Source organism: Pseudomonas retamae, assembly GCF_043496865.1.
GTDB classification, from domain to species: Bacteria; Pseudomonadota; Gammaproteobacteria; order Pseudomonadales; family Pseudomonadaceae; genus Aquipseudomonas; species Aquipseudomonas retamae.
The window spans coordinates 65705-77821 of record NZ_JBIEIL010000013.1 but is presented as its reverse complement, the minus strand read 5'-3'; the positions used below and the strand labels follow the sequence as shown (position 1 = coordinate 77821).

The window sequence follows — 12117 nt, the reverse complement described above, 5'->3', positions numbered from 1 at the left end:
CTGTCCTCCCTCGTGGTTGCTGTGGAGCAAGTATGGATCAGCGGAGGAGGGAGGCGAGTCTGGTCGGCTGGACGGGGTCGAAGAAGACCCTGTCCTGGCGTATGGCTGGGAATGTGTGGCGCGAATGAGATCCGGGCCCCTCACCCCAGCCCTCTCCCCAAGGAGAGGGAGCCGATTGGCGAGCCGTTCAATTCCTGCGTCCGGCACGATATTTCTGGCAGGCGCGACTCGCAAACACACCTCGGTCAAGTCCCCTCTCCCCCTGGGAGAGGGCTAGGGTGAGGGGCTGTTGATCTTCCGGTGGCGGTCAGAAATCAATCGTGCCGGACAACTTCGCCACCCGCGGTTCACCCTGGGTCAGGTACCCGCCCTGCGCCGATTCCCAGTAGCGTTTGTTCGCCAGATTCTCCACGCCAAAGCGCAACGTCACGTCCTTCTCCGACACCTTGAACGCATACCGCGCGCCCGCGTCGAAACGGTTCCAGGTCGGCAGGCTGAGGTTGTTCGCCGCGTCGGCGTATTGACCGCCAGTGCGCAGCATCCGCGCGTTCAGCGCGACGCCTTGCAGGCCGGGCACATCCCAGTCGGCGCCAGCGTTGAACTGGAAGGTCGGCACGCCGATCGCGTGGTTGCCATCATTAGCGCCGTTGAGGGTGTTCTTCAGTTCGGTGTCCACCAGCGTCAGGCCGCTGATCAGGCGCAGGCCCTGAATCGGCTCGCCGAACACGTTCATTTCCACGCCCTTGTTGACTTGCTCGCCTTCGCGCACGTAGGTGCAGGTGCTGGCGCTGTTGATTTCGCAGTAGCCATCGCTCGGTTGCTCGATGCGATAGACACCCAGGCTCGCGCCGTAGGTGCCCATGTCGACCTTGACCCCGACTTCGGTCTGCTTGGAGCGCGCCGGTGCGTAGACTTCGTTGCCGTTGGTCACCCGGAAGCCGCCGGAGCTGGCCGGCGAGGTCGGGCCCTGCGCGAGGCCTTCGATGTGGTTGGCGTAGAACGACACGTGATCCCACGGCTTGAACACCACGCCATACACGGGTGTGGTGATCGATTCGTCGTAGCTCGACTTTCGACCGCCGCTGCCCCAACTGGCGTAGTTGTAGCCTTGCACCACCAGTTGCTGACGACGCAGTCCGGCGGTGACCAGCAGGCGATCATCGAAGAAGCCGAGGGTGTCGGACAGCGCCACGCTGCGGTTGAAGGTCTTGCCGACGATGCCCGGATCATTCAGGTCGCCACCGGCGAAGTTGCCGACCGGCGCCGGAGTGGTGATCGGGTGATCGATGTTGTTGGCGTAGCGGGTCAGGTCGAAATCATAGGCGCTGCGCTGCTCAGCCCAGATACCGGTGAGGCCGAAGTTGAGTTTGTGGCTGACCGGGCCGGTGTTGAATTTGCCGTTGAGGCCGGCCATGACACTGGTGTTGTCTTCGTCATGGGGCACGAACGAGCCGGTGGTGAACGACGCGCCGCTGTTGCCTACCAGAGTGGTCGAGTTGTAGCGCCCGACTTCGCGGGTGTGCTTGGCGCCGCCAGCGGCGTAGGCGGTCCAGTTGTCGTTGAGGTCGTATTCGGCGCGGAGCATGCCGAAGGTGTCTTCGATCTCGGTAAAGCCCCACTTCGGCGCGTAATTGGTGTCGGCCGACGGTGCGTCCGGCAGGTGCGTGGCGGTGCCGAGGTTGACCGAGCTGCGGCCACCGTTGACGCGTTCTTTCTGATAAGCGAAATCTCCGGACAGGCGCAGCGCATCGCCGCGGTAGTCGAGGCCGATGGCGAAGAGTTTCGAGCGTTGGTTTTCGTGGTCGATGCCGGTGTCGCCTTCGCGCTGGGACAGGTTGATTCGCGCGCCGAAGCGGTTGTCTTCGCCGAAGCGCTGGCCGATGTCGAAGTGGTGACCGATGCGGCCTTCACTGTTGATGTCGGTGGTGTAGCGGCGCAGCGGTTCGTCTCCGGCGCGTTTGGGTTGCAGGTTGACGCCGCCACCGATGCCGGAGCCGGTCGGGGTCACGCCGTTGATGAAGGCATTCGGGCCTTTGAACACTTCCACGCGCTCCAGGGCGTCGGTGGAAATGATCTGCCGCGGCAACACGCCGTACAGGCCGTTATAGGAAATGTCGTCGCCGTTGAGCGGCAGGCCGCGGATCATGAACACCTGGGCCTGGTTGGAAAACCCCGAGGCCTGGCGTACCGAGGCATCGTTGAGCAGCACGTCGGCGACGTTTTCTGCCTGCTGATCCTGAATCAGTTGCTCGGTGTACGACGCGGCGCTGAACGGCACGTCCATCATGTCCTGATTGCCCAGCACGCCCAATTGGCCGCCGCGGGCGACTTGCCCACCGGCGTAAACCGGCGGCAGGGCACTCGGCGCCGGGGCTTGAGCGTTGACGTTGACGTCGTCCAGCACCAGCGCTTTGTTGTCGCCTTCAGCGGCGTAAGCGGTAACGGTTAGGGAGCACAGCAGGGCGAGCAGCGTCGGGCGAAAAGGCACGCTGAGTCGGGCTGGAGTGGGCATGTTCGATTCCTGGAGGCGCGCGGCCGGTTGGAAAAATAAGGGCGGCGCGGGAACTCCTTGCGCAAATACGACTCCAGGCGCGAATGATAGGGTTTCGCAGTAACGTTTTGCAATCAGTATGTCAGCGCCGGTCGCGGCCCACGTTTGGGCAGCGATTGTGTATGGTGGTGGCGCCTTTACGGACTGGATACCGCAACATGCACACCCCTCGCTTACTCATCACCCTCGCGGCATTGCTGGTATTGGCCGGTTGCGCCAGCCAGCGCGGCGGCGAACCGCCGCCACGCCCGCCCGCCGAGGTAAAAGCCGAAATCGTCCGGCTGCTGCCGACGAAAATCCCCGATCGGCAGGGCTGGGCCACCGACATTTACGCCGCCTTCGCCGCGCAGGACATCAGCCCGACCACACAAAATCTGTGTTCGGTGCTGGCCGTGGCCGAGCAGGAGTCGACCTTTCAGGCCGACCCGAAAGTCCCGGGCCTGGGCAAGATCGCCCGCGACGAAATCGACCGCCGCGCCGCCAAAGTGCACATCCCCAGCCTGTTGGTCAGCGGTGCTTTGCAAGTGCGTTCGCCCAACGGCAAAAGCTACAGCGAACGCCTGAATGCGGCGCGCAGCGAGAAAGAGCTGAGTGCGATTTTCGATGATTTCATTGGCATGGTGCCGATGGGCCGCACCTTGTTCGGCGGCTTCAACCCGGTGCACACCGGCGGACCGATGCAGGTCAGCATCGAATTTGCCGAACAGCATGCCAAGGATTACCCGTACCCGGTGGACGGCACGATCCGCCGCGAAGTGTTCAGCCGGCGCGGCGGTATGTACTTCGGTATCGCCCATCTGCTCGGTTACCCGGTCAGTTACCGCGAGCCGTTGTACCGCTTCGCCGATTTCAATGCCGGTTGGTACGCCAGCCGCAACGCCGCGTTCCAGAATGCCGTGAGCCGCGCCTCGGGCATCCCGCTGGCGCTCGATGGCGACCTGATCCGCTATGACTCGATCATGCCCGGCGGCACGGAACTGGCGGTGCGCGCACTCGGCAAATCACTGGGCATGCGCAATCCGAGCATTCGCGATCAACTGGAGAAGGGCAAAACCCTGGAATTCGAAGAGACGAAACTATACAAGCGGGTTTTTGAACTGGCCGAGCAGGCTGAAGGCAAGCCATTGCCGCGGGCGGTGTTGCCGGGCATCGTCCTGCAAAGTCCGAAGATCACCCGCAAACTCACCACCGCGTGGTTCGCCAAACGCGTGGACGAACGCTACAAACGCTGCATGGCCAGGGCCGGGTAAAACCGCCAGACATAAAAAACCCGGCTGAGGGAGCCGGGTTTTTCTGCGGTGTTGCGCGTGACGCCATTCATTCAAGCGTTGCGCAGTTCGTTCAAGCGATCAGCACCACCTTCAGCGACGCGACGTTCGATCAGACGATCAGCACCACCTTCAGCAACGCGACGTTCGATCAGACGATCCGAACCGCCTTCAGCAACGCGACGTTCGATCAGACGATCAGCACCACCTTCAGCAACGCGGCGTTCGAGCAGACGATCAGCACCGCCTTCAGCAACGCGACGTTCGATCAGACGATCCGAGCCGCCTTCAGCAACGCGGCGTTCGATCAGACGATCCGAGCCACCTTCAGCCAGACGGCTTTCGATCAATTTGTCCGAGCCGCCTTCGGCGATCATCGTGTGGGCCGGGGAAGCGGCAAAAGCGTTAACTGCGAAAACCGAGAAAGCGATGCTGAGAAGAGTCTGGCGTTTCATGATGGTGTGCTCCGGGGTGTTGTTGGTTGGTATGGAGCTGATGTTACGCCCGGAATTTTTTCTGAGAACTTCATTGCCGTGATGGTGAACATCGACGCCGATGATGGTAGCCGCAAGCCGCAGGATAGAGCCTTAAAGCACCTTCACGGCACGGCCGATCGCCTGAATCGGCCCGGTCGGTTTGCCGATCGGCGAGCCATTGGCGCCCTCCAGCGTCAGCTCGAACAGCTGGTTCGGTTGCAGCGGCGGCAGTTTATCCAGCGGCACCGACAAGGCCTCGCCCGGTTTGACCAGCCCCAGCGACACCGGCCCTTGCCAGCCGTCCGCTTTGGTCCAGAATTCCAGGGCCTTGTCTGCCGGTACTTCGACCACGCCGAGCGGAATCAACTGAATCTCGCGCGAGTTGCTGGCCTGGATGACCCAGCCCGGTGCCTTGTCCTGCGGCGCCACCAGCACCACCAGATAGCTTGGTTTTGGCGGGGTCTGGGTCAACAGGATGGTGCCCAATATCAAGGTCGCAGCGAGGCCGGCCGCACTCAAGCCGCGCCACAGCGGCAGCCGATTCCACCACGCCGTTGCAGGTGTTTTTTCCGCGAGGCGATTGAGGCTGCGTTCTATACGCGGCCACAGCAGGGCCGACGGTTGCTGCGGTTCGGCCAGATCGGTCAGTTCCAGCAGGCGCCGCTCCCATGCGTCCACCGCCGCGCGCAGCTCGGGCTCGTCGGGCAAGCGTCGCTGCACCTCGATCCGCTGCTCGAACGATAGCGTGCCGAGCACGTATTCGCTGGCCAGTTCATCACGTTCCTGCGCCGATTCGCCGGTCATCCCATGCACTCCCGCAACGCATTGAGGCTGCGCTTGAGCCACGCTTTGACGGTGCCCAGCGGCGTGCCAAGGCGCGCCGAAATCTGCGCGTGGCTGTAGCCATCGACATACGCATGCACGATGCAGGTGCGCCGCTGCGGCTCCAGCTGTTCCAGGCAACGGTGGATGCGTGCCGAATGTGCGGCGGCATCGAAGCCGTCGTCTTCAGCCGCCACTTCGTGCTCGGCACTGAACGGCGTTTCGCGACCGTGATCGCGCAACAGGTTCAGCGCCAGGTGGCGGGTCACGCTGAACATCCAGCCACGCGCCGAACCGCGCGCCGGGTCAAACCCCGCCGCGCCGTTCCAGATTTTGATGAATGCTTCATGAACGATGTCCTCCGCCAGTGCGGTGTCGCGCACCAGCCGCTTGGCCACGCCGAGCAGGCGCGGGCCTTCCTGCACGTACAAATCGTGCAGGGCCGCACGCTCGCCGCGGGCACAGGCGGCGAGACGGGCTTGGTAATCGAAATCGGCTTCGGCTAAAGGCATGGTGTGCAATCTAGCTGACATTCCCCAAACATCCAGACGCCTTGTTACTTGTGGAAGCGAGCCTGCTCGCGAAGGCGGAGTGTCAGTCGAAGCATTTCTGTCTGACCTGGCGCATTCGCGAGCAGGCTCGCTCCCACAGGTGGATCTTCAGTGCTTTTGAAAATCAGCTCGCCGCCCAGAAGATGTAATCCGCCTGATACTTCACGACTTCCTGCTTGCCCTTGTTCGCCATCGTGCAGGCGCTGGCCGGGGCCACGCCGCCCTTGAGCGCGACGCGCTGGATGTAGCTCACGCCGCTCATCGCGCCTTTGCCTTCAGCCGGGTTGGCCTTGACCAGTTGATAAGGCAGGTTACCCGGGCTCGAAGGCGCCACCGCCAATTGCGTGCCGGTGACTTTCGAACCGTCCTTGGCCTGCCAGGTCGCTGGCGGGCCGAAGTAGGTGCCGACCTGCTTGCCGCTGCGGTCATTGAGCACGGCTTTCGGGCCGACGAAGGTCCACTCGGTCTGGCCGGCCATGTTCGGCTTGTCGCGGCATTCATACGTGATCTCGCCGACGCCGGTGGTTTCCATGGCGATCTTGTGGCCGTCCGGCACTTTGATGGTGTCGGGATAGCTGCTCTGGGCAAAGGTCGTCGAGGTGACGGCGAGCAAACCGGTGAAGCCAATCAGCTGGGTGATGTTCATCCGATGATTCTCCGAAAAGGGTAGAGCGCTGACAGCACAAGAGTGGGCTGTTACAGGGACTACCCGTGGCGGCGGCGATTGGATGCAGTGCCTGAAAAATAAATTCAAACACCACCGATCAAACCTGTGGGAGCGAGCCTGCTCGCGAAAGCGTCGGGTCAGTCAGCATTTATGTGACTGACGCACTGCATTCGCGAGCAGGCTCGCTCCCACAAGGCTCTCTGTAAGGCTTGAGGCCCGAGGCTTTCAGTAACTCTTGGGTGTACGGATGTTGTGGTGCGGCGAAAATCGCCTGCGACGATCCTTGCTCCACGACCTTGCCATCCTTGATCACCATCAAGTCATGCGCCAGCGCATGCACCACCGCCAGGTCATGGCTGATGAACAGATACGTCAGCCCATGTTTGATCTGCAGCTGCCGCAACAACTCCACCACCTGCTTTTGCACGGTGCGGTCCAGCGCCGAGGTCGGTTCGTCGAGCAGGATCAGCGCCGGTTCCAGCACCAGTGCGCGAGCGATGGAAATGCGTTGGCGCTGGCCGCCGGAAAACTCATGGGGATAGCGATGGCGGCTGTGCGGGTCGAGGCCGACCTCTTCGAGCACGCGAATCACCGCGGCTTCACGCTCGGCTTCTGTACCGATGCCATGGGTCAGCAAGCCCTCGGCAATGATCTGCTGCACCGACATGCGCGGGCTGAGGCTGCCGAACGGGTCCTGAAACACCACCTGAATCTGCCGCCGCAACGGCCGCATCAAGCGCTGGTTGAGCAGGCTCAGTTGCTTGTTGCCGAAACGGATGTTGCCTTCGGATTCAACCAGACGCAGGATCGCCTGACCCAGGGTCGACTTGCCCGAACCGGACTCGCCGACAATCCCCAGGGTCTTGCCGCGTTGCAGGGTGAAACTGACCCCGTCCACCGCTTTGATGTAATCCTGCTGGCGGCTGAACAAGGATTTGGGCAGAGGAAACCAGACCTTCAGATCATCGACCTCGAGCAGGTTGTGCTCGTACTGACTCGGCACCGGCGCGCCGCTCGGCTCCGCCTCGATCAGCAGGCGGCTGTAAGGATGCTGCGGCGCGTTGAACAGCGTTGCGCAATCGGCCTGCTCGACGATCTCGCCGTGACGCATCACGCACACGCGCTGGGCGATGCGTCGCACCAGATTGAGGTCATGACTGATCAGCAGCAACGACATGCCGAGGCGTTGCTGCAACTCGATCAGCAGTTCGAGGATCTTCTGCTGCACGGTGACGTCGAGCGCTGTGGTCGGCTCATCGGCGATCAACAACTCCGGCTCATTGGCCAGCGCCATTGCGATCATCACCCGTTGCCGCTGACCGCCGGAGAGCTGATGCGGATAGGCCTTCAAACGCTGTAACGGCTGGCGAATGCCGACCAGTTCCAACAGCTCCAGCGTGCGCGCGCGGGCGGCGCGGCCCTTGAGGCCTTTGTGGGTTTCCAGCACTTCGCTGATCTGCCGTTGCACCGTGTGCAGTGGGTTGAGCGAGGTCATTGGCTCCTGAAAGATCATCGCGATGCGATTGCCACGCAAGCCACGCATCTGCTGCTCGCTGGCGTGCAGCAAGTCCACGCCGTTGTAGCGGATCGAACCGCTGCTGCTGAGGTTCTTTCCCGGCAGCAAGCGCAGGATCGAATGCGCCGTCACCGATTTGCCCGAGCCGGATTCACCGACCAATGCCAGGCACTCGCCACGGCGAATATCAAGGTTGACCCCGTGCACCACGGGCTGCCCGGCGAAGGCGACACGCAGGTCGCGAATTTCAATCAGGTTGTCAGTCATGTCAGCTCCGGGGATCGAACGCGTCACGGCAAGCCTCACCAATAAAAACCAACAAGGACAAAATCAACGCCAAGGCGAAAAACGCCGTCAGCCCCAGCCATGGCGCTTGCAGATTGCGCTTGGCCTGACCGATCAGCTCGCCCAGCGAGGCGGTGCCGGCCGGCATGCCGAAGCCGAGAAAATCCAGCGCGGTCAGGGTAGCGATGGCACCGGTCAGAATGAACGGCAGGTAGGTGAGGGTAGAGGTCATGGCGTTGGGCAGGATGTGCCGACGCATCAGTTCGTTGTCGGTCAGGCCCAGTGCCCGCGCGGCTTTGACGTACTCCAGATTACGCCCACGGAGGAACTCGGCGCGCACCACATCGACCAGCGCCAGCCAGGAAAACAGCGCCATGATCCCCAGCAACCACCAGAAACTCGGCGAGACGAAACCGGACAGAATGATCAGCAGGTACAGCACCGGCAGCCCCGACCAGATCTCCAGTACGCGTTGCCCGAGCAGGTCGACCCAACCGCCGTAATAGCCTTGCAGCGCCCCGGCAACGATGCCGATCAACGCGCTGATGGCGGTGAGGATCAGCGCAAACAGAATCGAAATCCGCGTGCCGAAAATCACCCGCGCCAACACATCGCGGGCTTGATCATCGGTGCCCAGCCAATTGCTCGCCGAGGGCGGGCTGGGAGCCGGTTCCGCAAGGTCGTAATTGACCGTGTCGTAGCTGAACGGGATCGGCGGAAACAGCATCCAGCCGCCCTGATCTTCGATCAGCTTGTGTACGTAATTGCTGGCGTAATCCGGTTGAAACGGCAGTTCGCCACCGAAATCGGTTTCCAGGTAATCGCTGAAGATCGGAAAGTAAAAAGCGTCGTGATAACGGATCACCAGCGGCTTGTCATTGGCGATCAACTCGCCACCCAGGCAAATCAGGCACAGGCCGATAAACAGCCACAGCGACCAGCGTCCACGGCGATTGGCCTTGAACTGCGCGACGCGGCGCCGGCCCAGAGGAGACAGTGTGAACATCAGGCAGCCCTCGCCGAAAAGTCGATGCGCGGATCGAGCAGGGTGTAGCAGAGGTCGCCGATCAGCTTGATCAACAGGCCGAACAGGGTGAACAGAAACAGCGCGCCGAACACCACCGGGTAGTCGCGCGACACCGCCGCTTCGTAGCTCATGCGCCCGAGGCCGTCGAGGTTGAAGATGGTTTCGATCAGCAGCGAGCCGGCGAAGAACACCTCGATCAGCGCCGACGGCACCCCGGCCACCACCAGCAGCATGGCATTGCGAAACACGTGGCCGTAGAGCACGCGGCGCTCGGTCAGGCCTTTGGCCCGCGCGGTGATCACGTACTGGCGGCTGATTTCGTTGAGAAAACTGTTCTTGGTCAGGATCGTCAGGGTGGCGAAGCCGCCGATCACCAGCGCGGTGACCGGCAACACCAGATGCCAGAGGTAATCGCCGAGCTTGCCCAACATGCTCAGTTGGTCGAAGTCGTCCGAAACCAGCCCCTGCACTGGGAACCAGTTAACGTAGCTGCCACCGGCGAACACCACGATCAGCAGTATGGCGAAGAGAAACGCCGGCATCGCATAGCCGACGATGATTGCCGTGCTGCTCCAGACATCGAAGGCGCTGCCGTTTCTGATTGCCTTGCGAATGCCCAGCGGGATCGAAATCAGGTAGGTGATCAGTGTCGCCCACAAGCCCAGCGACAGTGACACCGGCAGCTTCTGCACGATCAGGTCAGTGACCTTGGCGCCGCGAAAGAAACTGCTGCCCAGATCCAGCTGCGCGTAGTTTTTCAGCATCAGCCACAAGCGTTCGTGCAGTGGTTTGTCGAAGCCGTAATGGTGTTTGATTTCTTCGATCAGCGCCGGGTCCAGGCCACGGCTGCTGCGCCCGGCACCGCCGACTGCCGCGACTTCGCCGCCACCGCCCATGCTGTGCCCGCCGAAGCCTTGCAGCCGCGCGATGGCTTGCTCCACCGGCCCGCCGGGCGCGGCCTGCACGATCAGGAAATTCACTACCAGAATGCACAGCAATGTGGGGATGATCAGCAGCAAGCGGCGGCTCAGATAACGCAACATGTCACTGGCCTCCCGCGAGCTGAGCGCGCATCTGCTGGGTGGTCAGCGGCTTGACCGAAACTTCCCACCAGGTGTTGAGGCCTTCGTCGTACGCCGGTTGCACGGGTGGCATGCCAAAGCGGTTTTGAAATACCGTCGGCGTGCCTTTGGAATAGTAGTTGGGAATCATGTAGTAACCCCATTGCAGCACCCGGTCGAGGGCGCGGGCGTAATGCACCATGGCTTGGCGGCTGTTGGCCTGGACCAGTCCGTCGATCAGTTGATCGACCGCCGGATCGGCCAGCACCATCGAGTTCGAACTGCCGACCTGCGTGGCACTTTGCGAGGCGTACAGGCTGTACAACTCGCGGCCTGGAGAAACGATCGGATCGCCACTGCGCGGAAAACTGGTGACGATCATGTCGTAGTCGCGGGCGTTGAGACGGTTGATGTATTGCGCCGAATCGATGCGCCGCAGATTGAGGGTGATGCCGATCTGCGCGAGGGTGCGTTTGAACGGCAGCAACATCCGATCGAAGCCGCCCTGACCGTCAAGAAAGGTGAATTCCAGCGGCTCACCGGCAGCGTTGACCAGACGATTGTGTTGCGGCGTCCAGCCGGCTTCGGCGAGCAGCTTCAGCGCTTGCAATTGCTTGTCGCGGATGTAGCCGCTGCCGTCGGTTTTCGGCGCTTGATACACCGTGGTGAAAACCTCATCGGGGACCTTGCCGCGCAGCGGTTCGAGGATCTGCAATTCCTCGGCGTCGGGCAGGGCGGTGGCGGCCATTTCACTCTTCGGCCAGAAGCTGTTCTGGCGCACGTAGAAGCCACGCATCATCTGCTTGTTGGTCCATTCGAAATCCCACAGCAGGCTGATCGCCTGACGCACGCGGCGATCCTTGAAGATCGGGTTTTGCAGGTTGAACACGAAGCCTTGGGCGGCGGTAGGCTTTTCCGGGGCGAGGATCGCTTGCTGCAAACGCCCGTCGCGCAGGGCCGGGCTGTCGTAGCCGACGACGTAACCGGACGAGGAAAACTCGCGGTTGTAGTCAAACGCACCGGCCTGCAACAGCTGCCGGGCGACGTCGGTGTCTCCATAGAAATTCACCGTCAGCGTGTCGAAGTTGTACATGCCGCGACTGACCGGCAGGTCCTTGCCCCACCAGTCCGGGTCGCGCTGGAAACTGATGCTGCGCCCGGCGTCGACCTTGCTCACCCGGTACGGGCCGCTGCCGAGCGGCGGCTCGAAACCGCCGCCGTTGGCGAAGTCGCGGGTTTTCCACCAGTGTTCGGGCACCACGCGCATCGTCGCCAGATCCAGCGCCAGCGTGCGGTTGAGGTTGTTCTTGAAGGTGAAGCGCACTTGCTGCGGGCCTTCGATCAGCACGTCCTGCACATCGGCGTACTGCTGGCGATAACTGAGGCTGCCCTTGGTCATCAGCAGGTTGAAGGTGTAGCGCACATCTTCGGCGGTGATCGGCGTGCCGTCGGCAAAACGCGCCTTGGGGTTGAGGGTGAAACGCACCCAGAGCCCGTCGCGATCGCGCTCGATCTGCTCGGCGACCAGGCCGTAAACGGTGTAGGGCTCATCGAGCGAGCGGAACGCCAGCGGCGCATACACCCAGTCGTTGACCTGCACCACGGAAATGCCCTGATCGGCATACGGAGTGATGTAGTTGTACTGGCCGATTTCCATCGACGCGCGGCTGAGCGAACCGCCCTTGGGCGCCTTGGGATCGACGAAATCGAAATGCTGGAAATTCGCCGGATACTTCGGCGCCTCGCCGTACACCGTCAGCGCATGGCTGCCAGCGGCCAGCGCCGAGGCGCCGGAGCACAGCAACGCACTGCCGAACAGCAGGGCGGCGATGTTGCGCAAAAAACTCATGAAGTCACTCCTCAATCCCTTTGAAAAGACACCGCCCCCTGTGG

The 12117-nt window shown here is 62.2% G+C and carries 10 protein-coding genes; 1 reads left to right on the top strand and 9 read right to left on the bottom strand.

The window, feature by feature from the left end; genetic code table 11:
• Nucleotides 1-307: 307 nt before the first annotated feature.
• A complete protein-coding gene (locus tag ACGSLL_RS22980) occupies nt 308-2512 on the bottom strand; it encodes a TonB-dependent receptor (protein WP_394508046.1) in 2205 nt (734 codons plus the stop codon).
• A gap of 197 nt (nt 2513-2709) precedes the next feature.
• Between ACGSLL_RS22980 and ACGSLL_RS22975 the strand changes: the two genes are divergently transcribed.
• A complete protein-coding gene (locus tag ACGSLL_RS22975) occupies nt 2710-3801 on the top strand; it encodes a DUF1615 domain-containing protein (protein WP_394508045.1) in 1092 nt (363 codons plus the stop codon).
• 71 nt (nt 3802-3872) lie between these two features.
• On the opposite strand, the gene ACGSLL_RS22970 is transcribed toward ACGSLL_RS22975, so the two are convergent.
• The 8 genes from ACGSLL_RS22970 to ACGSLL_RS22935 all read right to left on the bottom strand — a co-directional run bounded on the left by ACGSLL_RS22970 (nt 3873) and on the right by ACGSLL_RS22935 (nt 12073).
• Entirely contained in the window at nt 3873-4274 is a 402-nt protein-coding gene (locus ACGSLL_RS22970; RefSeq protein ID WP_394508044.1) for a hypothetical protein, read from the bottom strand.
• 132 nt (nt 4275-4406) lie between these two features.
• A complete protein-coding gene (locus ACGSLL_RS22965; protein ID WP_394508043.1) occupies nt 4407-5099 on the bottom strand; it encodes an anti-sigma factor in 693 nt (230 codons plus the stop codon).
• Nucleotides 5096-5629: a sigma-70 family RNA polymerase sigma factor gene (locus ACGSLL_RS22960; protein ID WP_394508042.1), complete on the bottom strand. Its 534-nt coding sequence runs from the start codon at nt 5627-5629 to the stop codon at nt 5096-5098. The genes ACGSLL_RS22965 and ACGSLL_RS22960 overlap by 4 nt, the downstream gene beginning before the upstream one ends.
• A 163-nt stretch (nt 5630-5792) precedes the next feature.
• Nucleotides 5793-6314 carry a DUF3455 domain-containing protein gene (locus ACGSLL_RS22955; RefSeq protein WP_258448636.1) on the bottom strand — a complete coding sequence of 174 codons (522 nt, stop codon included), beginning with the start codon at nt 6312-6314 and terminating at the stop codon, nt 5793-5795.
• Between the two features lie 169 nt (nt 6315-6483).
• The gene (locus ACGSLL_RS22950) at nt 6484-8118 is read right to left on the bottom strand and encodes an ABC transporter ATP-binding protein (protein WP_394508041.1); all 1635 of its coding nucleotides are present in this window, start codon (nt 8116-8118) and stop codon (nt 6484-6486) included.
• A 1-nt stretch (nt 8119) separates the two neighbouring features.
• Nucleotides 8120-9142, bottom strand: a complete 1023-nt coding sequence (locus tag ACGSLL_RS22945; protein WP_394508040.1) for an ABC transporter permease — start codon at nt 9140-9142, stop codon at nt 8120-8122.
• Complete coding sequence (locus tag ACGSLL_RS22940; RefSeq protein ID WP_394508039.1) at nt 9142-10206, bottom strand: microcin C ABC transporter permease YejB; 1065 nt, start codon at nt 10204-10206, stop codon at nt 9142-9144. The genes ACGSLL_RS22945 and ACGSLL_RS22940 overlap by 1 nt, the downstream gene beginning before the upstream one ends.
• A gap of 1 nt (nt 10207) precedes the next feature.
• The gene (locus tag ACGSLL_RS22935) at nt 10208-12073 is read right to left on the bottom strand and encodes an extracellular solute-binding protein (RefSeq protein ID WP_394508038.1); all 1866 of its coding nucleotides are present in this window, start codon (nt 12071-12073) and stop codon (nt 10208-10210) included.
• Between the last annotated feature and the right edge of the window lie 44 nt (nt 12074-12117).